Annotated in this window: 21 protein-coding genes, 1 tRNA gene and 1 pseudogene; 11 read left to right on the top strand and 12 right to left on the bottom strand. The window is 68.9% G+C overall.

Features of this window, described 5'->3' with window-relative positions; translation table 11 throughout:
* The first annotated feature begins 210 nt into the window (after window positions 1–210).
* Window positions 211–1,239, top strand: coding sequence for a zinc-binding alcohol dehydrogenase family protein (locus ACTWJ9_RS00575; protein WP_443295027.1), 1,029 nt, complete (start codon window positions 211–213; stop codon window positions 1,237–1,239).
* A 334-nt stretch (window positions 1,240–1,573) separates the two neighbouring features.
* Here the strand turns inward: ACTWJ9_RS00575 and ACTWJ9_RS00570 are convergent, their stop codons facing one another.
* Window positions 1,574–2,860 carry an ATP-binding protein gene (locus ACTWJ9_RS00570; protein ID WP_443295025.1) on the bottom strand — a complete coding sequence of 429 codons (1,287 nt, stop codon included), beginning with the start codon at window positions 2,858–2,860 and terminating at the stop codon, window positions 1,574–1,576.
* 263 nt (window positions 2,861–3,123) lie between these two features.
* Here ACTWJ9_RS00570 and ACTWJ9_RS00565 point away from each other — a divergent pair, with 263 nt between their 5' ends.
* Window positions 3,124–3,285 (top strand): hypothetical protein, encoded by a 162-nt coding sequence (locus tag ACTWJ9_RS00565; RefSeq protein WP_341483652.1) that lies wholly within the window; start codon window positions 3,124–3,126, stop codon window positions 3,283–3,285.
* 58 nt (window positions 3,286–3,343) lie between these two features.
* Here the strand turns inward: ACTWJ9_RS00565 and dacB are convergent, their stop codons facing one another.
* Complete coding sequence (gene dacB, locus ACTWJ9_RS00560) at window positions 3,344–4,930, bottom strand: D-alanyl-D-alanine carboxypeptidase/D-alanyl-D-alanine endopeptidase (protein ID WP_443295024.1); 1,587 nt, start codon at window positions 4,928–4,930, stop codon at window positions 3,344–3,346.
* A gap of 543 nt (window positions 4,931–5,473) precedes the next feature.
* Here dacB and ACTWJ9_RS00555 point away from each other — a divergent pair.
* Window positions 5,474–6,136: a class I SAM-dependent methyltransferase gene (locus ACTWJ9_RS00555; RefSeq protein ID WP_443295023.1), complete on the top strand. Its 663-nt coding sequence runs from the start codon at window positions 5,474–5,476 to the stop codon at window positions 6,134–6,136.
* A 126-nt stretch (window positions 6,137–6,262) separates the two neighbouring features.
* Here ACTWJ9_RS00555 and ACTWJ9_RS00550 read toward each other — a convergent pair whose 3' ends face one another.
* A complete protein-coding gene (locus tag ACTWJ9_RS00550; RefSeq protein WP_387037987.1) occupies window positions 6,263–6,715 on the bottom strand; it encodes a VOC family protein in 453 nt (150 codons plus the stop codon).
* 245 nt (window positions 6,716–6,960) lie between these two features.
* Between ACTWJ9_RS00550 and ACTWJ9_RS00545 the strand changes: the two genes are divergently transcribed.
* The 3 genes from ACTWJ9_RS00545 to ACTWJ9_RS00535 all read left to right on the top strand — a co-directional run bounded on the left by ACTWJ9_RS00545 (window position 6,961) and on the right by ACTWJ9_RS00535 (window position 8,433).
* Window positions 6,961–7,251 carry an integrase gene (locus ACTWJ9_RS00545; protein WP_443295022.1) on the top strand — a complete coding sequence of 97 codons (291 nt, stop codon included), beginning with the start codon at window positions 6,961–6,963 and terminating at the stop codon, window positions 7,249–7,251.
* Between the two features lie 146 nt (window positions 7,252–7,397).
* Window positions 7,398–7,751, top strand: coding sequence for a hypothetical protein (locus tag ACTWJ9_RS00540; RefSeq protein WP_279332005.1), 354 nt, complete (start codon window positions 7,398–7,400; stop codon window positions 7,749–7,751).
* Between the two features lie 223 nt (window positions 7,752–7,974).
* Window positions 7,975–8,433 (top strand): DoxX family protein, encoded by a 459-nt coding sequence (locus tag ACTWJ9_RS00535; protein ID WP_279332004.1) that lies wholly within the window; start codon window positions 7,975–7,977, stop codon window positions 8,431–8,433.
* A 226-nt stretch (window positions 8,434–8,659) separates the two neighbouring features.
* Here the strand turns inward: ACTWJ9_RS00535 and ACTWJ9_RS00530 are convergent.
* Window positions 8,660–9,065 (bottom strand): annotated as a pseudogene (locus tag ACTWJ9_RS00530) (inorganic diphosphatase).
* A 158-nt stretch (window positions 9,066–9,223) separates the two neighbouring features.
* Between ACTWJ9_RS00530 and sufC the strand changes: the two are divergent.
* Complete coding sequence (gene sufC, locus ACTWJ9_RS00525) at window positions 9,224–9,988, top strand: Fe-S cluster assembly ATPase SufC (RefSeq protein ID WP_279332003.1); 765 nt, start codon at window positions 9,224–9,226, stop codon at window positions 9,986–9,988.
* A gap of 82 nt (window positions 9,989–10,070) precedes the next feature.
* Here sufC and ACTWJ9_RS00520 read toward each other — a convergent pair whose 3' ends face one another.
* Window positions 10,071–10,349, bottom strand: coding sequence for an integrase core domain-containing protein (locus tag ACTWJ9_RS00520; RefSeq protein WP_279332002.1), 279 nt, complete (start codon window positions 10,347–10,349; stop codon window positions 10,071–10,073).
* A gap of 66 nt (window positions 10,350–10,415) precedes the next feature.
* Between ACTWJ9_RS00520 and ACTWJ9_RS00515 the strand changes: the two genes are divergently transcribed.
* On the top strand, window positions 10,416–10,712 hold the full coding sequence (locus ACTWJ9_RS00515; RefSeq protein ID WP_443295020.1) for a hypothetical protein: 297 nt from the start codon (window positions 10,416–10,418) through the stop codon (window positions 10,710–10,712).
* Window positions 10,713–11,176: 464 nt separating this feature from the next.
* On the opposite strand, the gene ACTWJ9_RS00510 is transcribed toward ACTWJ9_RS00515, so the two are convergent.
* Window positions 11,177–13,477, bottom strand: a complete 2,301-nt coding sequence (locus ACTWJ9_RS00510) for a hypothetical protein (RefSeq protein ID WP_388707855.1) — start codon at window positions 13,475–13,477, stop codon at window positions 11,177–11,179.
* Window positions 13,478–13,480: 3 nt separating this feature from the next.
* Window positions 13,481–13,552: transfer RNA gene (locus ACTWJ9_RS00505), tRNA-Pro, on the bottom strand.
* Between the two features lie 707 nt (window positions 13,553–14,259).
* Here ACTWJ9_RS00505 and ACTWJ9_RS00500 point away from each other — a divergent pair.
* The 3 genes from ACTWJ9_RS00500 (at window position 14,260) to ACTWJ9_RS00490 (ending at window position 17,580) form a co-directional block, all read left to right on the top strand.
* The gene (locus tag ACTWJ9_RS00500) at window positions 14,260–15,750 is read left to right on the top strand and encodes an FAD-dependent oxidoreductase (protein WP_387037977.1); all 1,491 of its coding nucleotides are present in this window, start codon (window positions 14,260–14,262) and stop codon (window positions 15,748–15,750) included.
* A 103-nt stretch (window positions 15,751–15,853) separates the two neighbouring features.
* Window positions 15,854–16,456 carry a VWA domain-containing protein gene (locus ACTWJ9_RS00495; RefSeq protein ID WP_388707861.1) on the top strand — a complete coding sequence of 201 codons (603 nt, stop codon included), beginning with the start codon at window positions 15,854–15,856 and terminating at the stop codon, window positions 16,454–16,456.
* Between the two features lie 419 nt (window positions 16,457–16,875).
* A complete protein-coding gene (locus ACTWJ9_RS00490) occupies window positions 16,876–17,580 on the top strand; it encodes a hypothetical protein (RefSeq protein ID WP_443295018.1) in 705 nt (234 codons plus the stop codon).
* Here the strand turns inward: ACTWJ9_RS00490 and ACTWJ9_RS00485 are convergent.
* The 5 genes from ACTWJ9_RS00485 to ACTWJ9_RS00465 all read right to left on the bottom strand — a co-directional run bounded on the left by ACTWJ9_RS00485 (window position 17,498) and on the right by ACTWJ9_RS00465 (window position 21,784).
* A complete protein-coding gene (locus tag ACTWJ9_RS00485; RefSeq protein ID WP_387037973.1) occupies window positions 17,498–17,686 on the bottom strand; it encodes a hypothetical protein in 189 nt (62 codons plus the stop codon). The two genes, ACTWJ9_RS00490 and ACTWJ9_RS00485, sit on opposite strands and share 83 nt — an antisense overlap.
* Entirely contained in the window at window positions 17,668–18,231 is a 564-nt protein-coding gene (locus ACTWJ9_RS00480; protein ID WP_443295016.1) for a transposase, read from the bottom strand. The genes ACTWJ9_RS00485 and ACTWJ9_RS00480 overlap by 19 nt, the downstream gene beginning before the upstream one ends.
* Before the next feature lie 283 nt (window positions 18,232–18,514).
* Window positions 18,515–19,447 (bottom strand): ferritin-like domain-containing protein, encoded by a 933-nt coding sequence (locus ACTWJ9_RS00475; RefSeq protein ID WP_279331996.1) that lies wholly within the window; start codon window positions 19,445–19,447, stop codon window positions 18,515–18,517.
* A gap of 31 nt (window positions 19,448–19,478) precedes the next feature.
* Window positions 19,479–20,027 (bottom strand): gluconate 2-dehydrogenase subunit 3 family protein, encoded by a 549-nt coding sequence (locus ACTWJ9_RS00470; RefSeq protein WP_387037967.1) that lies wholly within the window; start codon window positions 20,025–20,027, stop codon window positions 19,479–19,481.
* A 68-nt stretch (window positions 20,028–20,095) separates the two neighbouring features.
* Window positions 20,096–21,784 carry a GMC oxidoreductase gene (locus tag ACTWJ9_RS00465; RefSeq protein WP_443295015.1) on the bottom strand — a complete coding sequence of 563 codons (1,689 nt, stop codon included), beginning with the start codon at window positions 21,782–21,784 and terminating at the stop codon, window positions 20,096–20,098.
* Window positions 21,785–21,983: the final 199 nt, after the last annotated feature.

Raw genomic sequence — 21,983 nt, 5'->3', positions numbered from 1 at the left:
AGCCCCACACCCTTGTACGACGGTGGCACGGACGACACGGACAACCCCCTCCACCGTGATCAACCCGACGGTCATCCCACCCGGCCGGCCAATATGACAGTGCCGCCCGAACGGCCGAGGGCCGTTGCCGCACCGAGCGGCGTGCGGTTGCGGCCTGCCGTGCTGTGGCGAGCGTTTGCCGGACCTGTCGGCCGGCGCCAGGCTGGGAGCATGGTGCGCGCGTCGGCTTCGAACATGCTGACCGGGTGGGCTGTCGAGAGTCCTGGTCCGATCGCGGACGGCCCACTGGTGTCCGTGCGGCGTACCGTGCCCTCGCCGGGGCCCGGTGAGCTGTTGCTGAGGGTCGAGGCGTGCGGCGTCTGCCGCACGGACCTGCACCTTGCCGAAGGCGACCTGCGCCCGCACCGGGCATCGACCGTTCCCGGTCATGAGATCGTCGGCCGCGTGGCCGCCGTCGGCGAGTCCGTCACGGGGTTCCGGGTCGGCGACCGAGCCGGTGGGGCGTGGCTGCGCAGCACCTGCGGCCGATGCCGCTACTGCCGGGCCGGTCGCGAGAACCTCTGCCCGGCCTCCCTCTACACCGGCTGGGACGCGGACGGCGGTTTCGCCGATGTCACCCTGGTTCCGGCGGACTACGCCTACGTGCTCCCGGACGGCCAGGACGCCGTGCTGCTGGCACCGCTGCTGTGTGCCGGGATCATCGGCTACCGGGCTCTGCGCCGCAGCGCCCTGCCACCCGACGGCCGGCTCGGGATCTACGGCTTCGGGGCCTCGGCCCATCTGGCGGCGCAGGTCGCCCTGGCCGAAGGGGCAACCGTGCACGTGCTGACCCGTTCGGCACGGGCCCGTGAACTCGCCCTCGACCTGGGTGCCTCCTCCGTGGGCGGCGCCTACGACCGCCCGCCCGAACCACTGGATTCGGCGATCCTGTTCGCGCCGGTAGGGGATCTGGTGCCCGTGGCGCTGGAGGCACTGGACCGTTCGGGAACGCTCGCCGTGGCGGGCATCCATCTCACCGACATCCCCGTGCTCGATTACCGCCGTCACCTCTTCGAAGAGCGGAATCTGCGCAGCGTCACCTCCAACACCCGGCAGGACGGCCGCGACTTCCTGGACACGGCCGCGCGGATCGGTGTGCGGGTCACCGTCAGCCCGTATCCGTTGAGCCGCGCCGACCAGGCTCTGAGGGACCTGGCCGCCGACCGGGTCAGCGGTGCCGCCGTGCTCGTGCCCGGATGACCCGCCGCGACGCACTCCTTGGACGTGCCCCGAGAGGTCGCGGTAGCGGGTGACGGAGTGGTTGAAGAAGTTCCGCCGCGAGCGGCGTGTGCGATGCGACATCCTGCGGGTTCGTCCTGGCTTTCATCTCCCGTTGCTGCAGGTCAGCCCGGCAGACGGAAGTGAGGGATCCGCATAGATCATGACGGACCCCCGGGATTTCTGAAGAACCGTCATGAGTCCTGCACAGACGCACAGACGCACAGACGCACAGGCCGAAGGCGACGAGGTGCCTGGTCAGGCCCCATGCCGAAGAACCAAGGACCACGGCGAACTCGCGGGATGACGCGCAGAGTCACATGCGTACGTACTCCTCGGTGTCCTCGGCGAAGTCCGTCAGTGCCTGGTCGGTGAGTGTGGGACGGGTCTGTGCGATGGCCCGCAGATAGTCCTCCGTGTCGGCCGGTGCGCCTTTCCCCTGGGCGACTTCGCGTTCGAAGGCGGTCTGGGCGCCCTTGCGAGCAGCGAACTCGATATCGGCCGGCGTGAACATCGCGCTTGCCTCCACCAGACGGCGGAGATCGACATGGGCGGCGGCGGTCCCGAGGTAGCGTTGCCAGACCGCCGAACGGGCCTGCGGATCGGGCGGGCCGACCGGGATGACGTAGTCGAAGCGGCCGGGCCGAAGGAACGCAGGGTCGAGGAAGCGGACGGAGTTCGTGGCGCAGATCAACAGGCGGTCGTCGTGGTCGCGGAAGCCGGGGATCAGCTTGAGCAGTTCGTTGGTGACCCCATGACTGGGGTCGACAGCCGTACCGGACCGGGCAGAAGCGATCTCCTCGACCTCGTCGATGAAGAGAACCACCGTCTCCAGATCGGCCAGCTCGGTGAACACCTCCCGCAGCGAGGCCGCCAGTCCTCCCTCCCGGAACGACGCAAGCCGGGACGGGAAGAGTTCCACGAAGGGCCACCCCAACCGCGAGGCAACCGCTCGGGCGAAGCTGGTCTTGCCGGTGCCCGGCGGCCCGAAGAGGATGACCGCCTTCGGCGGCCTCACTCCGTACTGCTCGGCCAGCGCGGGCCGGGCCAGCGGCAGCACGATCCGCCGCTCGATGGCTTCCTTCACCTCTTCCATTCCCGCAAGGCCGTCCCACAGATCCCCTGGAAGCATCCTTCCCCCCAGCTCCGCCAGGAGGCCGGCGTAGCTCGCACCGAGCTGCTCGACCTTCTCGTAGAAGACGAACCCGGTCCGGGACCGGTAGCCCGAGTTTTCCAAGGCAACGGCTCCCGTCGCCCCCGGGGCCAGGAGCGCGCCGATCCGGCGGACTCCCTGGGACCGCAAGCGCCGCTCAAGCTCGGCGATCAAGAAGCTTCCGATGCCGCGGCTGCGCCACGTCCCGGCCAGGGCCACCAGGATGATCCAGCCCCTCTCGCCGGAGACCTGCGCCACGCCGACGCCCACCAGTTCGTCGCCGACCACCGCCACCACGGCCGGTCCTGCGGCCCTGGCTGCGGCCACGACCTCCGATACCGGGAAAACGGCAGGAGCCTCGTCCACCTGCTGGTTCTGGTCCCAGAGCTGGATGGCGCGGTCCAGATCATCGTCGTGGAAGTCCCGAAATCGCCACGCCGGCATCGTCATCACCTTCGAGAGGGGGGGCCACCGCTGCTCCCCAGTTCAGGTAGTGCCCCGCCACGGACTCTTGCTTCATTCTCCCCACGTGCGCCTCCCGGGCGCGCGTCGAACGCAGGCGCCGTTGACGAACAGGGGGCCAAGTGACATGTAGCTCAGCGTGATGTTGGCCCTGTGGGCTCGCCGTCGTTCGGCTCCGCCCCTACGACCCGGTCCCTCTTCCCAGACGGTGAGCACGTGCTCCTGGTCGTCCTCCTCCATTGAACCGGGACATGACCCTCGCCGTGAACGGCCTCCTCGGAGGCATCGACTGCGGCGTGGCGGGCGGCGGCCGGCTGAGGGAGCACGCGGGCCCTGCCACCGGGCGCCTCGCCCCGGTCACCGCTGCCGCCCGCGCACCGCCGCTCTACGCGACCCGGCGCGGCGCGCGCTGAGCCCTGGCCCTGCTCGGCGCGGACTGCCCGGCGGCCCGCGCGAGCGCCCAGGGGTGCCTCAGCACTGCGCCGGCTTGCGCCACGAGCACTCCAGGTCCCCGTTGCTCTCCGTGCTCCGGACGGCCTTCGGCCGCACCGTCACCGCCCGGTTCTCGTCGGACGAGGCGAGGGTGGCCACGATGGCGTCCTCGATGCTCTTGACCGAGCCGACGAGGTAGTTGTTGAGGACGACGCTGTAGACGAGTTCGCGTCCGCCCGCGTCGGTGACGTATCCCGACAGGGCCGACGCGCCCGTCAACGACCCCGTCTTGCCACGCGCGTTGAGCGCGGCCGGTGTGCCGCACAGACGCGAGCGCAACGTACCGCCGACGGAGCGGTTCGGGTCACAGGCCACCGGGAGGGCCCGGTACCAGTCGGCGTACCAGGGCTCGGTGCGCACCGACAGGAGCAGCTTGGCGAGCTGGTCCGCGGGGACTCCGTTCATCCGGGACAGCCCGGAACCGTCGACCTGGCGCAGCTTGCCCGGGTCGACGCCGACGCGCTTGAGGTAGCCGCTGATGCCGGCGAGGCCGGCATCCCAGGTGCCGCGCCCGGAGGTCTCGTATCCGATCGCCTTGGTCAGCGCCTCGGCGTGCATGTTGTTGGACAGCTTCAGGAACGGGATCAGCAGCTTCTTGAGGGGCATGGACTCGTGCGTGGCGAGCCTGCGCGCGCCCTTCGGAGCCGCCTCGCCGAGCCGGGTCGCCCCGGTGACGCGCACGCCGTGCGCGGCCAGCGCGTCGCGGAAGACGTCCGCGGCGTAGCCGGTGGGCTCCCAGACGCTGACCCACTCCTTGGCGGTGGCGCCGCCCACAGGCAGGGTGCCGCTGACGGTGACGGTGTTGGCGCCGTGCTGCCGCTCGACGGTGAGGTCGCTCGGGCCGTCCCGGTCGACGGTGGTCGCGCGCACGTCGAGGTGGACGTAGTGGTTGGCCGGGGTGACGGTGGTGCGCGGCCGGTCGCCGGGCTTGTCCCCCGGCGCCGCATGCACGAGGACCGTGCCGGTGTCGTAGTCGGTGTCGGGGGCGACGCTCAGCGCGGAGGTCTGCGCCGAGTAGTACGAGGATTCGTCGTCGGAGGCCCAGGAGCGGCCGAGCCGTTGGTCGTCGAAGCGGGTGTCGTCGGCGACCAGGCGCCCGGTGACGCGCCGCACCCCCGAGTCGGCGAGCGCGGCGGCGAGCCGGTCGTAGTCCTCGGCGAGCAGGGTCGGATCGCCGGTGCCGCGCAGATACAGGTCGCCGTCGAGCACGGAGCCGTGCCGGGTACCGGTCGACAGGACGTCGGTGGTGAAGCGGTGGTCGGGGCCGAGCAGCGCCATGGCCGCGGCCGAGGTGAGCAACTTGGTGTTGGAGGCGGGCATGAGCCGCCCGCTCGGCAGATGCTGATAAAGGACGGCGCCGGTCTTCGCCTCGGCGACGACGACGCTTGCGGCGCCGCCGTCCATGCGGGCGTCGCCGAGGAGCGTGTCGATGGCCTCCGGCAGCCCGGTCCGGTCACCGTCCGCCCCCGCGGGCGAGCTCCAGCTGAACGTCGCCGCGACCACGACGGCGACGACGGGCCAGATCCAGTGGCGCATGCGGATGGTGCGTCTCACGGGTCTACTCATGCCGCAGGAGCATTCCGGATCCCGGCCGACGGCAACAGACCGCCTCGCCGATCCGCACCCCGCCACCGCTGCGCAGGTGCCCGGCACGGCCGGTCACCACCACCTCGCCACGCACCTCGCTTCCGGGCCTGGGGCGCGTCCAGCGGCTTGCTCTCACAGGGACAGCGTCATGCCCAGGTGCTGCATGGCGGTGGAGGGCGGGCCACCTTCGGAGCGTTCCGCCCGGTGCCGGGCAACTTGACCCGGCCCGGCCGGGAACGCCGCACAGCAGGCGTTCACCCGGCCCCTCCCCACGTCGCCCGGCGCGCATCTGCCGCAGCCCCGGGCCGGGCGCTCGAGGAACACGCGCGGGCTCGCGGGGCGCGTCCTGCCGGGCCGGGGCAGTCCGACCCTCCCGGGGGCGCCGGGCGGCCGCACTTTGTCCGCCGCAGGAGGCAGGGTGCGGCGAGGAGAGGCGCAGGCCACGGGAGCGTGCCCTGCGGGTTGTCGCCGGTGCCGCACTGGGCGGGACGGGAGGCTGACACGATCGGTAGGGTCGCGGCCGTGGACAGCGATGAGGATGCCCTTTTAACGGAGCAGATCGCCTACTACCGGGCCCACGCGGGCGGATACGACCGGCCCTATGCCGAGCGCGAGGAACTGCGGGAGTTGCTGGCTACGGCGGACGACCTCCCGATTGTCGGGGACGTGCTGGAGCTGGCCTGCGGAACGGGTCAGTGGACCGGGGCGCTCGTTGCTCGGGCGCGCTCTGTGACCGCCGTCGACGTGTCGGACGAGACGCTGGGTATCGCGCGTGCGCGGGTCGTTTCCCCCAACGTCCAGTTCATTCAGGCCGATCTGTTCACCTGGCGGCCGCCGCGCCGCTACGACACCGTGTTCTTCGCCTTCTGGCTCTCCCACATCCCGCCGTCCCGCCTACCGGACTTCTGGAACACCATCGCCGCCGCGCTGGCACCGCACGGCAAAGCGATCTTCGTCGACGATGGCCCCGCAGAGGCCGCCCGCGAGGAAGTTCTCGTCCAGCAGCCCATCCCTGCGGTGCAGCGCCGACTCGACGACGGCAGCCCGTATCGCGTCGTGAAGGTCTTCCACGACGCCGGAGAACTCACGGACAAGCTCGCCGCGCTGGGGTGGTCAGCCGATGTCCGGACCGTGGGAGGCAGCTTCATCGTCGGTACCGCGGAACCGCCGACCGATCCCGGCTGACAGTCCACAAGGGCGGCTGCATCCTGAACCGCGCAGCGAGGATGCGGTCCCGACGGTGCGGAATCGCCACGGCGCCGACACCCGTTACGCAAGGTCGTCAACGGGGTGAACGTGTCTGATGCGGCACTAGCCGGTACCGGCGGGCGGGTCGGCGTAGACGCCGTGCAGCATGCCGGTGGCCTGCCCGACTTCGATGAGATAGCCGTCCGGGTCGCGCAAGTAGCACCGCAGCTCGGCCGTGCGATCGATGGGTGGCGTGAGGAATTCGGCGCCCTTCGCACTCCACTCTCGGTGGCATGTCTCGATGTCGGCGACGCGGAGGTTGAGGAAGCCGCTGACCGTGCTGGGGTCGGTGGGCGGGCGCAGGGTGACGTCTGGCTTGTCCGGGGTGGGGCCGCCGCCCGGGTTCATGATGATCCATCCGTTGCCGAGCTTGATGGTGCAGGGGTTCTCCTCGAGCACCACCTCACCGCCGAGAACGTCGGTGTAGAAGGCGCGAGATCGGGCTACGTCGGCCACCGTCAGGAAGTGGGTGAGGAGGAGCCCGGAATCCGGGGCAGGAAAACCATCACGGTGCATGCAAGACCTCCAGGCAGATCGGATCCTTCCCGCCATAGTGGTGGACGGATGTCCGTGGGCACGACTGAACACGGCCGGGGGAGGGGGGAGCCGGCCGCCAGGCTCTCCGCTTACCAGTGCCCGTCGATGTGGTCGCCGCCGGACACAGCAGTACCGGGATCGGCGACGAAGCTGCCCCTTGTCCCGCTCGAAAAGCCGGCGGTGCAGGTGGGAGTGGTGCGGTTCGGCCCCGGGAGCATGTCCGCGTGACCGTATCCCTGCTGTACAAGGTGGCCCGGAGGGTTGCTGTCCGTCCCGTCGATGCTGCCCGCCGCGACACCGCCAAGGACGTTGAGCTGCTCGCGCCGCGGCGCGAGAATGCGGTCCTGCGCCGTCAGATCGCCGGTCCGGTCCGGTCCGGTCCGCTCCGAGCCGGCGACCGGTTCCGGTGCGCCGCTCTGTCCGTGCTGATACCCCGGCGACGCTGGCGCGAGGTCTTCCCGGTCACCCCCACTGCCCTGCTCGCCTGGCACCGCAGGTTCGTCGCTGTCACGTAGGACTGCACCGCACGCCGACGCTGCCCGTGTCGAAATCCTCATCCGTCCTGCTGGGAGCCGGTGTGGGGGAGTGCCGGACCCTGAGGGCCGTCGCTCGAATCGGCGCTCTGCCGCGGCCGTCGATGGCCGCGGCAACATGATCGATCGTGCTGTTGCGACTGGCTTGCCTGGGGGCGACCAACGCGTTCGCCGTGCTGCGCCTGCTGCCGATGAGCGACCGGGGCAAGGACGTGGGGATTCTCGCGCTGCGTCATCAGATCACGGTGCTCGAGCGGCGGCCGGCCCGGAGCGGGCCACGATTCGATGCGGGCGATCGGGTGTTCCTGGCGGCGTTGCCGCACCCGCTGACTGGAGCACGCGCGCGTGGCGGAGCGCCCGGCACCGGGGACGGCCGCGGGCGGCCGGCTGAGGGCGGTGGCGGAGACCGGACCGAGCGGGTGACGCGGACACGCTCGGCTCGGCTCGGCTCGCGCGAAGTCACACCTGGCCGCAGAGTGTGACTCTGGGTGTGCATACGGTTACACCCTTGAGCGTGAGGGCGGGGTCGAGCCGTATTCACCCGCGACGGCAAGCGGTTGACCCTTCATTCCCGCGTCACCCCCAAGTCGACTGTCGCATTTGCGGGCATGAATGGGGTGCACCTGATGCGGGGTTTCGACTCGGTCCCCGTCCCCGGTCCGGTCCCTTTCGGGCCGGACCGGTCTACCGAAGGAGACCTCCCACATGTCCGGACGCCTCAACAGCGCCGAGCCGTACGCTCTCGGCCTTTTCCGCATCGTCGTCGGGCTGCTGTTCGCCTGCCACGGCGCCGCCGCACTGTTCGGTGTGCTCGGTGGCGCGCACGGCAGCGGCGGCACCGCCGAACCCGGGGCCTGGCCCAACTGGTACGCGGCCGTGATCGAACTCGTCGGCGGCAGCCTGGTCCTGCTCGGCCTGGGCACCCGGGCCGCCGCGTTCATATCGTCGGGCGCCATGGCCTACGCCTACTTCAGCGTGCACCAGCCGGAGGCCCTGTGGCCGCTCCAGAACAGCGGCGAGGGCGCGGCCATGTACTGCTGGGCCATGTTCCTGCTGGTGTTCACCGGCTCCGGCGCCTTCGGCCTGGACCGGCTCTTCACCCGCCACAACGGCCCGCGGACCGCGGAACAACGCACGGCCGAACAGACCCCGGTCGCCGCCTGACGTTCCACCGGCCCACCCCGCGGGACCCTCCCCCAGCCCTCCCCCTCGGGGGAGGGCCCCGTCGCGTCCGAGCGGGTGCAACGCGCGAGAGCGTGCGACTCTCCTGCTGCCGGACTGGAGGCAGCACCGAGAGCCGAGGCACGGGCGCAGAGCTGAACCTCCTTTTCCGGGGGCGGCTGCCTGGAGTGAGCAGTTTCGCAAGCCGCGGAAAACCGCTACCGGGCCGCTAGCCCGCCCAGTGCGACTTGGCGCTCTTGCCGGGCGCGAGGCCCTATGGGTCTCGAAGGAGTAGGTGATCTCCAACTCGTCGAGGGCGGGGCTGTCCCTTGTGTCCTGGACGTGGGCGGGCATGCAGAGGATCTTCTCGTCCGGGCCGCGCTCGTCCTTCATGCAGAACATGCCGACAGCCCGGCATTCGATCAGGCATCCGGGAAACGTCGGTTCGCCGACCATGACAAGTGCGTCGAGCGGGTCCCGTCGCGCTCGAGTGTTCCCTCGGTGAAGCCGTGGTCGGCCGGGTACTCGGTCGAGGTGAACAGCATGCGGTCCAGCCGGATGCGGTGCAGTTCGTGGTCCCTCTCGTATTAGTTGCGGGATCCCTCGTGGATCTCCACGATCACGTCGATTTCCACCGCCTCCCCCTGGTCACGCCATGGGACCGGGGCCGTCAGCGGCATACTGCCGCGGTTTGCGGTGAGCCCCATCACCGGCACGCTCCGCGTGCAGGTCCATAGTGCCCCGCTGATCGGCCGTGTCCCGTTTCCACGAGGAAGAAGAGGGGTGAGAAGGCATGGCAACGCTGGTCATCGACCACCTGCACTGCCAGGTCCTGACCGATCACGGTCCGAGGGAGATCCTCCGCGGTGTCGACCTGACCGTGCGACAGGGCGAGACACACGCCCTCATGGGGCCCAACGGCTCCGGCAAGACCACCCTCGCCTATGCTCTCGCCGGGCATCCCAAATACCAGGTCACCTCCGGCACAGTTCTCCTGGACGGAGAGGACCTGCTCGCCATGAAGGTCGACGAGCGGGCGCGGGCCGGCCTGTTCCTCGCCATGCAGTACCCGGTCGAGGTTCCCGGCGTCTCCATGGTCAACTTCCTGCGGTCGGCCGCCACCGCCGTGCGCGGTGAGGCCCCGCGACTGCGCACCTGGCTGAAGGAGGTCCAGGCGGCGATGGAGCGGCTGCAGATCGACCCGTCCTTCGCCGAGCGGAACGTGAACGAGGGCTTCTCCGGGGGCGAGAAGAAGCGCCACGAGATCCTTCAGCTGGAACTCTTGAAGCCGAAGATCGCCATTCTGGACGAGACCGATTCCGGTCTGGACATCGACGCGCTACGCGTCGTCTCCGAGGGCGTCAACCGCGTCCGCGCCACCGGCGCGGTCGCCACCCTGCTGATCACCCACTACACGCGCATTCTGCGCTACGTCCACCCCGATCACGTACACGTCTTCGCGGACGGCCGGATCGTCGACTCCGGCGGCCCGGAACTGGCTGAGCGGCTGGAGGAGGAGGGGTACGAGGCATACGTGAAGAGCGCCGCAAGCCAATGAGCCGGCTGTGGGGCGGCCTGTTGGATGTCAAAAGTCCGTACGTGTGTCGATCTGGGCGCTTGCCAGAGCGTCCTGATCTCCGTCAGGGTGTGTCGCGGTACTCATGGACGAGTCCGCTGAGGACGTCGTGGCGCTGGATCCGCTGGGCTGGGAGTGGGATGACGTCCGGGTCGTCGGCTGGTGCGCGCAGCTGCAGGGCCCGGTGCGGCCTTCCGGAGTTGTCATGCTCGGCGTACTCGGCGAGCACACGCCGTGTGTGTTGCTCGTTGTGGAGCAGCATCTGGTCGGTGCGTTCGGCCCGCACGCTGCGGACGAACCTCTCGGCATGGGCGTTCATCGCCACCGCCGAGGGGGCGTGCACGCGGGCTCCCCCTGCATCGATGACTTTGCGAGCCCCACAGGGGTCCCCCGACGTCTGGTTTCGAAGGTGCTCATCCGCCGACTGCCCGGCAGCGGCGGCAGGTGGATGGTCGGCAGCGACTCCAGGCGCACCACCGAGGCCGCTCCCGGGTCCCGCTGCCCGGCCTTCCACCGGGCGGCGTACTCCTCGAACCGTATCGCCCCGTACCTGGCGATCCGGTCCGCCTTCGCCTGGGCCCGCGGCGCCGCCTTCTTCGCGTTGCAGACCTCCGTCAAACGCGCAATCGCCTTGTCCTGGGGCGCGAACCCGGATTCCTTCACCTGCTTGTCGGCCGCCGACCGATATCGGATCTTGTACGGGTGAGGGCGCTTCGATCACCGCGACCGCGGGTGCTCACACTCCTTGAAAACGGCCCCGTCCCACGGACCGGGGCCGCGGCACTCATGGCTGCTGACTCCTTCGGGCCCGATGCTGCCGGTTTGCTGACCGTCGGCGGTCCGGAACGCCGCTGACCTGCGCTGATGTGTGCGGGGTTCGCTATGTTCTGGAACTGGATCGGCCGCACCCAGGAAGGGATCGAACAGGCCCGCCAGGACTGGATGACCGGCACCCGCTCGGGTACCGATGCCCTCTGCACGACGGCGATGCGGCCCCCACGGACATCTCCTCCGACGTGATCAACCCGAAGATCATCCCATCCGCTCCGCCGGCGTGACAGTGCTGTTCGTGATGCTGCTGGGGAGCGGGTCGTCCACAGCGGCCTGATCCGCTCGGCTGCGGACGTCAAGCTGGTGACCGCGTCACCCGCCGCGCCCGCGCTTTTGCCCTCACCGTATCCAGTGCCCGTCGGTGCTCCACCCCAGAAAGCGCCGGGCACGGCCATCGTCCGCTGTTCCGTCACCGCCGAAAGCACCGCCCTCGGCGACCAGGGCCAGGCCCGCCAGGGCGGGGGCCAGTCGGGTTGCGACATGGGCGGGGTGGCGGGCCGTCTCCTCGTCCAGACCTGCGATGACCCGCCGCTGCTCCTCCGGCGGGCACAAGGACAGATGGAACACCATCTGGCGCCACGCGTACGCAGTGTCCTTGATGGTGCCCAATGGTCGCGGGTTGCGGTGCACACGGGAGGCCAGCCGGCACACGGTCACGAAGCAGCGGCGCGCCAGGTCGGGCCAGCCGGGCCGCGGGGCGATGCCCACCCGGTGGACCAGCGTGGCCAAGTTGTGTGTGGTGAGGATCTGCGCCTGTTCGATCACCGTGCCGTTCGCCGCGACCGACCAGGACCGCGACGCCGCCCCGGCCCGCTCGGCGCACAGCCGCGCGAAACCGGGAGAGGTGCGGGCACCGTGAGAACGGATCAGGGCCGCGCCGGTCTCGGCGATCGCCAGGTTGCGGATCGCCGCGTAGTCGATGCCGTAGTAACGCTCGTACAGCGTGCCGTCGAGCAACTCGCCCGCGACCCGAGCCGCCGTGAGGAACTTCGGGCTGAATGTGCCCATGAAGATGTCGGCGGCCAACTCCTCCACGAACGGGGCGCTCAGATCGCACTGGCGTTCAAGAACGCCGAACTCGCGGACCAGCGGGTTGGGCAGAATCGTGCCCGGGAAGGCCCGCACGGCCAGCTCACCCAGCTGCCGCAGCACGGCGAGCGCGCCTTCGCCGTCCGGCTTGCCCAGCACCGCGGATCGCTGCCCCGACACCGCCCGTACCCAGGGCAATTCCTCGACGCGCACCTGCCGTTCCAGGTTGAGCAGGAGCAATGAGCGGCGATTGCCGAACGCCCGGTAGTTCGCGGCCATCAGCGCTTGCAGTGTCTCGTCGCCGTACGCCTGCGCGGTGGTGGCGGCGACCAACTGCGGCACCAGCTCGGCCAGGACCTCAGCGGACGGGACGACACCCCGCTCCACGAGCGTGCCGAGCGGTGCGCTCAGCGTGGACTCGACCACCTGGCGGATCGTGGGCGGTACGACGGCTCCGGCGGGCAGGCCGGTCTCCCGGCTCTCCTCCTCGGTCACCGCGCCCAGGAGCGGGGCGACATCGGTGATGCCCGTCTCCTGCGGGAGAACGGCGAGCCGACGCAGCATCAGCTGGGCCAGGGCGTGGTGGGAGGGAAGCACCGCCTGCTCGGCCTGGCGTCGGCGCAGGGCAGTGTGCGCAACGGAGCCGGGCAGCCCGCGCCGCCGCACCATGGACTCCACCGCATGCCGCAGCAGACCGAGCCGGCGCATCTCCAGCGGCCGTCCGGCGACGGTCTCCTCCAGCGCGCCGCGCAGAATGCCCAGGTTCTTCTTGGGGTTGCGGTGCTTGGTGCAGCGGGTGTGTTCCGCGGCGAGCAGCCGGTAGCGGCCGAGCAGGACCTCTCCGTGCGCCAGCCAGTCGGCGTCCGGGGCGAGTTGGAGGACCCGTCCGTCCTGCGCCGTCCGCAGCCAGTGGACGAGCAGCTCGTCGCCGAACGGCTGCCATACGGCGAGCGCCTCGCGCTGGGTCTCGATGGCCGCGTTGGGCCGCCGCCGTGTCAGGGTGTCGACGGCCTCGGAGACGGTGTACCGGTGGACGGCCGCGATGGCGTCCGGCGCAGGCCCGTCCGCCGGGCGGGGCAGGAACCGCAGCCGGTCGGCGAACGGCTCCAGTTCCGCCACGAGGCCGAGCGCCGCGTTCATCTCCCCGTGCCGGGCCAGCCAGGCCATGGTGAGCAGCGCGGCCTCCTCGGGCACGCCGATCTCGTAGTGGCCGCTGTCCAACCGGGCCCACAGCCAGGCGAGTCCGGGCTCGGTGAGGCAGCATGCGAAGAGCGCGCGCCGCTCAGCGGGCACCCCGAAACTCCGCGCGGCCTCGACCTCGTACGCCTGGAGCGGGCCACCCGCGCTCGCGGTCCCGGTAGCGAAGCCGCCCCGCACCACCTCAAGAGTCACCCAGGGCGGAAGCCCCTCCACGGGCGTACGTGAACCGACCGACAGCCGGCCTGCGGCCATTCCCGCGAGGACCTCACGCCAACGTTGCCCGCGCACCTCGGCGCGGCGCCGGGTGTCGGCGTCCCCGTGGGTCAGCGCGGTCATGAAGGCCTTGGCCAGTTGGGCTTCCGGATAGGACGGGGCCGCGGTGAGAGGCTGCTGCTCAACGTTGTCGTTCATAAGCCGGCGTGGCAGGTTCCGCCCCTGCGCCCTCCGGGTCCCGAGCCCGGTGCTCTGCTGCTGAGCTACACGCCGATGACGGCCGACGTTAGACACCGAAATGATCACCCTACAACCGGGTTTTCTTCGGGTCGCAAGCTCCGAGCACATCACGAAGAAAGCCGATTTGGAGCTGCACGGCGAGTTGCCCTCGCCGCGCATCGCACACGCGCCCAGTCCCATCTCGACGCACTCAAGGCCCGGGGGTGGCTGATCCGCAGCGTGGCCTTCCTGTCCTCTCTCCGTGCGAGCGGAGGTGAGCCGCCTCGCGTACACACGTCTCAAACGTGCTGCCGTCCTGGACACTTGCTGCTCTGCGGATCTCGCGTCCACCAGGGGGACCTGCTGCGTGGGCGGCGGGCGCGGCGCAACCGCCGCGGCGGCGCACAGCTCCGGCTCGACGGCATCGACACCTTGGAGACCCACTACCGCCCGCCCCGGGGTCCCGAGCTCCATCAGCCGGCCTCGTCCGCCGGCAAGGCCGTCGACGAACTGGTCACCTGGCGCGACAGATCGTTGAGGGGTATGCCCCGCTCAAGAGCACGCTGCGGCAGGTGAGGTACCGGATCGCCTCCGAGGGCGTCCTGCCGCACACGCTGCCGATGTGCTGCCGCCTGTCCTCGCAGCTGGCCAAGGCCCGGTGAGAGGACCGCATTTCCTCCGATGGAGCGGGTGATTGTTCCGTGTTAGCGTGGAATGGTCCGCATTATTCAGGGTACCGCTTTCCGACGCTCCGGGCGTCGATGACGTCCGCCGCGTCGCGGCGTTCCGATTCCTTCGCAGCGGAGATGGTGACCATGGCGCGGGACTCCGGGTTCCACGCGCCGCGGGCCGGTTCCTCGGCCCCGACAAGCGCAGAGACCCCCTCCTGGGACGGCGCACCCGCCGCCGGGAGTTACGATCCGGCGGCGGTGGACTGGGAAGGCCTGCGCGGGCGGCTCGAAGGGACGTTGCTCCGGCCGGACGATGTGGGATTCGACGACGCCCGCAAAGGCTTCAACCCGCTGCACGACGACCATGTTCCGGCCGCGGTGGCGCAGTGCGCGTCCGCGGCGGATGTGGCGGAGGCCGTGGTGGCCGCGGGCGGCCGGGTGCCGCTGGCGGCGCGCAGCGGCGGCCACTCCTACGTCGGGTATTCGGCGCCGCCCGACGGCCTGGTCGTCGACCTGCGCCGGATGTCCCAGGTCGACGCTGCCGGGGACGGCAGTGTGACGGTCGGGGCCGGCGCACCGCTGCGGTCCGTCTACAGCGCCGTGGGACAGGCCAACCGCTGCCTGCCTGCCGGATCGTGCTTCACCGTCGGCATCGCCGGCGTCACCCTCGGCGGCGGCATCGGGGTCCTGCAGCGCAAATTCGGCCTGACCTGCGACCATCTGACCGCCGCGGAGGCTGTCACCGCCGGCGGCCGCGTCCTGACGGCCACGGCCGCCGCTACCCCCGATCTCTTCTGGGCCCTGCGCGGTGGCGGAGGCGGCAACCTCTCCATCGTCACCAGCTTCACCTTCGCCACCGACCCCGCCCCCGCTCTGACGGTCTTCGTCCTCACCTTCCCCGAGGGCAAGGTGACCGAGATCCTCACCGCCTGGCAGCCCTGGATCGCCGGTGCCCCCAGGGAAATGTGGGCCAACTTCAAGATCTCCGGTGGCAACCCGCCCAGCTGCCGGGTGGCTGGCTGCTTCGTCGGCCCCAGCACCGCCTGCTATCCGCTGCTCGACGACCTGATCCTCCGCGCAGGCGTCGTGCCCACCGGCCGCAACATCCAGGACCGTGACTATTTCAACGGCATGCGTTTCTTCTCCGGCAAGCCCCTGCGCGAGTCGTTCGTCGCCTCCTCCCGGATCCTCACCACCCCGACCCCCGACCCCCAGGCCCTGACACGCCTGCTGACCGGCCGGACCGGCACCAGCCTCATCTTCGATCCGCTCGGCGGCGCGGTCGCCGACACCGTCACCGCCCAGACCGCCTTCCCGCACCGCGACGCCTTCGCCACTGCCCAGATCTACGCCTCCGCCACCATGGCCTCCGAACCCGACGTCACCCGCAATGTCGCCGAGATCGTCGCCGGACTCGGCGCCCTGGGTATCGGTGGTGGATACGTCAACTACATCGACCCCAACCTTCCCGACTGGCCCACCGCCTACTACGGCCCCAACCTCCACCGCCTCCGCTCCATCGCTCACGACTACGACCCCGACCACCTCTTCGACTTCCCGCAGAGCCTCCATCACGCCTGAACCGGGCACTGCGCGCCTCTACAGCAAAAGCAGTCGGCCCGGTGCCGAAACCGGCACACCTCTACCTTGCAGCGCACACCGATCCGCAAGCCGGCAGCGGCCTGTGCGAACTCGACCAGATGGCACGCGCCTGCGGTATCCCGCCTGCTGTACTGACCGGCACCTTGGGCCGGCCGGCAGCAACGGGGCTGCTGAAAACCCGGCAGGTCTGCCCGGACTCGGGAGACCTGTACTGGACCATGACTGGCACATGGAGGAGCTGTACGAGTCTTTCGCGGTCCAGGCCTTCGCCGAGAGGGTCCTGGCCCTGTCGGCCAACCTTGATGATGACGGCACCGTGCCCCTGGTCTTCTCCAGCGGCAACGAGCCGTTCCTGGAAGAGATCCGGCTGGACAACTACCGCGGCCGCATCGGGCAGCTGCACACTCAGGTCGACTGGGGCTGGGGCAACGTCGCCGACGAGCCCTGGGACAAAGCCGAAGTCCGCTCCTCCCTCCTGCAGAACACCGCTTCCCTCGGAGTGTTCTGGCTTTTCGTCGGGTTCGGCCGCGGCAAGCTCGCCTTCCACAAGAACCTCAACGCCTCCGCGTCAGCCACCTTCACCAACGTCGCCTTCTACGACGCCAGCAAGAACCCCGGATCTGTGCCAGGCGAGCAGTTCTACACCGGTCTCATCGATGCCTTCGCCACCTGGATGCGGTCCTGATGCCGCGCCGCGGCGCCGGGACGGCAGCGTCACCGCCCCACCAACGCGCAACGATGATCTGCTCGGCCCAGGCGTCGTCCAAGGCTGCGGCGTCGCTCGCCGCCTCCGTAGCCGCTCCCGGCGGTGAGGCCGCAGATGTCGACCACGTGTGCCGCTGGCGAACGCCTGGCGGTCCGGGGCGAATGCGTGGATGCAGGAGAAGCGGAAAGCGTTCGCGAACGACCGCCCCCGCAGCTGCTGGCCGTCTCCGCGTCCGGCCGCACCGGCAGCCGCAGCCTGCGCCACATCCCGCGGCAGCCGGTGCAGCAGAGCGGCGATCCGTGGGGAGGAAACGGGAAACAGTACTGCTCGTCTTGTCCGGCCGGCCGGGGTTGTCGCAGTCTTTCGTGCGGCAACCCCGTTCATCTGGATGGATGGTTATGGAGGTTTCCGTGCCGCGGCCGCCCACCGTATTCGGCGAGGAGCTGAGAAGGCGGCGGTTGGAGGCTGGTCTCAGTGCGTTGTGGCAAACGGAACTCCTGCTCGGTGAGCAGGGGTTTCTTCGTGTCCCGGGCATGAGCGCGGGATCGTGGGGGGCAGGCAGCGGACGGTTGTTGTCGACCCTGGAGGGTGCGATGCCGTCGGTGATCGGTCTGCTCGAGCAGCGTGAGGCGCGGACGCAGGAAGAACTGAACCCGTGGCGGGAGGTCCTGCGTCAGGCGCAGATGGAGGTTGCGGGCGCGCAGGAGCGGACCGAGCGTGCCCGGGTGGCCCGCGAGGAGCTTGTGCAGGCCCTGGCAGAGGAGAGCGCGAGTGGTGCCGATGCCGGCGGGTTCGACGAGCGTCCGCCGCGGTGGCAGCCGGTCTTGGGCCAGGAGACTCTTGATGGTGTGTACCGCGAGGTGTTCCGTGTCGTGGCCGATGCGCCCCGGCCGGTGACCGGTGCGGAGTTGGCACGGCACCTGGGGCGGCCGCAGGAGAAGAACGAGGGGGAGAAAGTGCGCCACCGCGCCTACAGGCTCCAGGCGCGCAGCCGGCTGGTGCGCGAGAGCGGCGGGCTGTTCAGGCCTGCGCCGGGGACAACCGGTGGGCCCGCTTCTCCGGCCAGCGCGGAGCATCCCCGGCCAGATTCCGGGTCAGCCTGATCGAGGCGGCCCACCACACCATCTGCTCGTGATGGTCCGGGCGGCGTTCGTGATCACGGTTGAGGCGGCGTGAGCGCGACAACCAGCTCAGCGTGCGCTCGACCACCCACCGGCGGGCCAATACGGTGAAGCCGCGCTGCCCGTCGGGGCGTCTCGCACCACCTCGACTTGCACGCCGTGGAGGGCGAACGCCTCGGCCGGCGCCGGGCCTTGGTAGGCGCTGGCCACCCACACCAGCTTCAGCAGCCGGCCCGGCGCGGCCATGAACATGCCCATCAGGTCCGGGGCGGCCTTGGAGTCGTGCCCGTCAGCCGGGGTGACGCTCACTTCCAGCAGCAGGCCCAGGCTGTCAGTGAGCATGGGCCGCTTGAGCCCGTCGCGCAGCTTGCCGCCATCGAAACCGCGTGTGGCCTCGCCCATGGTCTCCGAGGCGTCCGCCGACTGCGAATCGATGATCCCGGCACTGGGCTCGGCCTTCCGCTCACGCCGCAGCCGGGCACCGTGGCGCAGGCGTTCGTGCAGTTCCCGGACGTAGCCGTAGGCGCGCCAGCGGCGGAAGGAGTCGTGGACCGCCCGCCACCAGGGATAATCCGCGGGCAATGCGACCCACTTGACGCCATTGTCGACCAGGTAGCGCACCGCATCAACCATTTCCGATGAAAGTAGGCTTCCGGACGGCCGCCCCGGCCCTCCATCCATGCCGGCACCGGCATCGCCGCCCTCACCTCGGCCCACTCCGCGGCCGTCATATCGCTGGGGTGAGCTAGGCGATGGTGGACTGGCGCAGCAACGGGCCTCCCGGCGAGATCGGTCTTCATCACCCGCGTCTCTACCGAGAGGCCCGTTCTTTCATGCCTGTCCCGCAGGCGGCACCTATGTCCGAACCATCACCCCGACGGCCAACTCGAACGCCGCTCGGTTGGCCACAACGCACTCAGGAGGTTCCGTCATCCCACCTGAACTCCGGGCGGATCCCACGTTTGATCAGGTCCCGCCCGAGGATTTGAAGCTGGAACATCGCCGCCACGTTCGGCGATGCGCCGGCCGTCCAGCAGGACTCCAGATCGATCAGCAACTGCGAGAATGTGCGGTTGAAATCGGCCGAGGGGTTCGGTTCGGCTTGGGAAGGCTGAAAGTCATAGACGTCCGGCAAGTCGATGGAAGCTCCGCTGAAACTCCATTTCTCGCCGGCCTTCACCAGTCGCTTCTGGAGCCAGAGCTCCTTGAAAAGGTAGTAGTGTGCGAAGCTGGCCCGCTCCTCCCCTGACGGCTGGTCGGGAGAATCTTGCGCACCCTCTCCCTCGCTCTTGATGCGATCGATCGTCTCGATCGCGTCGGCGACGGTTTCAATCCGATGCGAGAAGGGCAGCTCTACGGCATGCGCGTCCGGATCGATCTCGGGGTTGAGCGTCTGGAAGGTTGTGATAATCGTGTCGTAGAAGGCGCCGATCGTGGCAGGAGCCCGCGCCGTTCGGAACGCGACCGGTGGGAATTCGGGAGTCTCGATCTGCATGAAGACGGCGAGCTGCTCCTTCCGCAAGGGCTTGAGATCGATCGGAAGCTCCTGTGGAATGCCGCCGGGTAGCTCCGCGACCGGGTAGTTCAGCACGAAGTCTGCGTGCCCGATCGACGGCCGACCGCCGATTGCGGCCAGTAGGTTTCCTGCCAGCGCGAAGTGACCCATCTCCTGGCTGACGACCGCATGCAGCACGCCTTCGACGCGATCCGGATCGCGCTTGACCGACCATTGTGCACACAGGTAGGGCGGGATCGTGGAGAATTCTAGGCGCATCGCAAGCTGCAGGGCGCCTTTGAGGTCATCCAGAGACAGATCTCGTGCTTCGACATACTCTTTGATCGTCTTCATGCGCGGGGTACCCGCGGTTACGGGATTCACGCTACAGCCCCAGCTTCCTGAGTTCGTCGTCGATGATGCGCTGCACCTCGGGTGGTACGCCGGGAAATTCGACCAGCGGCACGTTTCCGACATACCCGATCGCCTTGAAACCGATGTCGGTCGTGAAGTAGCCGCTCAGCAGCAGAGATCGGAACCGGACGAAGAAGCTTCTGTCCGTTGCGGTCGTTGACGCGATCTGGTCTACGATCATGCGCCGCCGGGAGCCGTCCAGTTCGGCGAATCCGATTCCGAACTGCTGGTGCGAGGCCTCGTCTACCATGGCGAGGCCGGTCGTGACGACGGTCGCGTCCTTCTGCTGGGTACGGTACGGAGCGCTCACCCAGTCGTCGAAGAAGTCGGCAATGCCCACGGCACTCGGCGCCGGGTACTCGTCGGTGCCCGGTAGGATGATGTCGCCAAGGGCCACGATGAGCTTCCGCTGGCGTTCGGAGAGCGTGCGAGGCCAAGGCGTGTCCGGTGTCACGAGATTGGGGTCGGTGCCGTAGCCCTGCGTTGCAGTGCTGGAACCGGACGCTTCGTTGTGATCCATCTGTTCCCCTCGTTACGGGTTCACCCCTCGTCCACTCGCTTTCTTCGGGGTGTGGCAGGCAGATGCAATCAGAGTCCCCCGTTCTTCAGCAGTTCGGCGATCCGGGCAGAACTTCGCGCTGCCAGCGCCAGGATCGTGAGTGTTGGGTTCTTGTCCGGGCTCGATACGAAGGCGGCGCCGTCGAGTACGAACAGGTTCCTTACGTCCCAGCACCGGTTGTAGGAGTCGATCACGGAGTTCTGCGGCGAGTTTCCCATTCGTGCGCCACCGACCTCATGACTTGCTCCGCCCCCCTGAGGCATCGCGAACGCAGTGTTGTCTGGCGCGCCCCCGAGCAGGCGGAACACCTCGTTGAAGGTCTCTTGCATGTGCTTGACTTGCTGGACCTCTGAATCTCCCCACTTCCAATGGAAACGCAGAACCGGAACACCCCACCTGTCCTTCGTTGTGGGATCGGGTTCGCAGAAGCAGTCCTCGTTCGGGATCATCTCGCCTTCACCGATGAGGGTGACGGTCGTGCCGAATTTCCGTCGTACCTCCGTGCGTAGCGTGTCTCCGTAGCTCGCCGCACTGGCGGCGACGAGGCCGCCAACGCCCGTCGTCGGCATCCTGCGGCCTCCTCGCGGCTCGATGTGGTAACCGCGTGGGAAACGGAGCTTCCCGGCAGCCTGCTCCCGCAGGAGCCACCAGGGCACGTAGACATGCGGCGTGAAGATGCCGTCATCGTTCAACGCCGGCAGCTTCTCGAGCAATGGAATCTGTGACGAACGCGAAAATTCGACCGAATCCATCAGATACTTGCCGACCAGCCCGTGACTGTTTCCGATGCCGTTGGGGAATGCATCACTTCTTGAGTTGAGCAGAATGCGGACCGACGAGCAGGTTCCGGCCGCGAGTACCACTGCCCTCCCCGTGACCGAGAACTCGGACCCGGTATCGCGATCGTTGTAAGTGACCCCAGTCGCCCGTCCAGTTGCGTCGATGTCAACCCGCGACACCATGGCGTTGCACACGACAGTGAGATTTCCGGTCGCCCGAGCGGGAGGAATGAGAACGGTGTTGCTCTGGAAGTTGGAGCGACTTCCGCAGCCTCGCGTGCACGCCGTGGCGTACAGGCATGCCGCACGGCCGTTCAATGGGCGCGTGAGAATGGCCGCCCGAATGGCTGCCACTTTCATGCCCATGTGCTCGAATGCCCGGGTAAGAACGATCTCGTGAGCGCGTGGAGGTGGCGGAGGAAGCTGGATGCCGGGCGGTGAGTCCGGGGCGTTCTCGATCCCGTGGGGAGAGCCCGTGACGCCAATGAGGCTTTCGACCTTGTCGTACCATGGGGCCAGATCGGTATATTCGATCGGCCAGTCAAAACCCAGCCCGTCACGGGTCTTCGGTTTGAAGTCATACGGTCCGAAGCGCAGTGCTACTCTTCCCCAGTGACTGGTCCGCCCGCCCAACATCCGCGGTCGCCACCAGCTGAACGGCTGTGTGGGGTCGGCCTGAGTGTACGGCTCACCAGCGAGTTCGGTACCTCCGTCGATGGTGGCGTCGTAGAAGCCTTGCGGTTTGTCCATAGTCGACGCTGCCCGCAGCGGGGCGGCTTCCGGCGTATTGAACATCGGTGTCTCGGTGGCGGGATCGTAGTCTCGGCCAGCTTCCAGCATGAGGATGCGAAGGCCCGCCGCCGAAAGCTCATGTGCAGCCATTCCGCCGGCAGCCCCGGAGCCGACAATGATGACGTCAAACACAGGCGCGCTGCACATGTGACCTCACTCTTTCACCGAAATGGTTGCACGCTGAACAGGCGCCCGTCCGAGATGGTCGCTCTCTGTGATTAACTTGTTGCAAGTCTCGCAGAGCCCGCAACGACTCGCGACTCCGGAGAGCCGTAGGTCGAGTTCAGCTCGGGTGACTTCGTGCCAGGCCATGTCTTTCTGGTCCCGCAGGGGGCGGTCGATGAGT

This window comes from Streptomyces sp. GDS52 (genome assembly GCF_052246875.1).
GTDB lineage: Bacteria > Actinomycetota > Actinomycetes > Streptomycetales > Streptomycetaceae > Streptomyces > Streptomyces cathayae.
This window is presented reverse-complemented; position numbering and strand designations above follow the sequence as displayed.

Excerpts from the sequence above, each read along its gene's own strand:
- ACTWJ9_RS00565 (WP_341483652.1), top strand. The coding sequence starts at position 3,124 with ATGACCCTCGCCGTGAACGGCCTCCTCGGAGGCATCGACTGCGGCGTG.
- ACTWJ9_RS00480 (WP_443295016.1), bottom strand. The coding sequence starts at position 18,231 with ATGGTTGATGCGGTGCGCTACCTGGTCGACAATGGCGTCAAGTGGGTC.
- ACTWJ9_RS00470 (WP_387037967.1), bottom strand. The coding sequence starts at position 20,027 with ATGGATCACAACGAAGCGTCCGGTTCCAGCACTGCAACGCAGGGCTAC.
- ACTWJ9_RS00510 (WP_388707855.1), bottom strand. The coding sequence starts at position 13,477 with ATGAACGACAACGTTGAGCAGCAGCCTCTCACCGCGGCCCCGTCCTAT.
- ACTWJ9_RS00535 (WP_279332004.1), top strand. The coding sequence starts at position 7,975 with ATGTCCGGACGCCTCAACAGCGCCGAGCCGTACGCTCTCGGCCTTTTC.
- ACTWJ9_RS00550 (WP_387037987.1), bottom strand. The coding sequence starts at position 6,715 with ATGCACCGTGATGGTTTTCCTGCCCCGGATTCCGGGCTCCTCCTCACC.
- sufC (WP_279332003.1), top strand. The coding sequence starts at position 9,224 with ATGGCAACGCTGGTCATCGACCACCTGCACTGCCAGGTCCTGACCGAT.
- ACTWJ9_RS00465 (WP_443295015.1), bottom strand. The coding sequence starts at position 21,784 with ATGTGCAGCGCGCCTGTGTTTGACGTCATCATTGTCGGCTCCGGGGCT.
- ACTWJ9_RS00490 (WP_443295018.1), top strand. The coding sequence starts at position 16,876 with ATGGAGGTTTCCGTGCCGCGGCCGCCCACCGTATTCGGCGAGGAGCTG.
- ACTWJ9_RS00475 (WP_279331996.1), bottom strand. The coding sequence starts at position 19,447 with ATGAAGACGATCAAAGAGTATGTCGAAGCACGAGATCTGTCTCTGGAT.
- ACTWJ9_RS00500 (WP_387037977.1), top strand. The coding sequence starts at position 14,260 with ATGACGTCCGCCGCGTCGCGGCGTTCCGATTCCTTCGCAGCGGAGATG.
- dacB (WP_443295024.1), bottom strand. The coding sequence starts at position 4,930 with ATGAGTAGACCCGTGAGACGCACCATCCGCATGCGCCACTGGATCTGG.
- ACTWJ9_RS00575 (WP_443295027.1), top strand. The coding sequence starts at position 211 with ATGGTGCGCGCGTCGGCTTCGAACATGCTGACCGGGTGGGCTGTCGAG.
- ACTWJ9_RS00570 (WP_443295025.1), bottom strand. The coding sequence starts at position 2,860 with ATGACGATGCCGGCGTGGCGATTTCGGGACTTCCACGACGATGATCTG.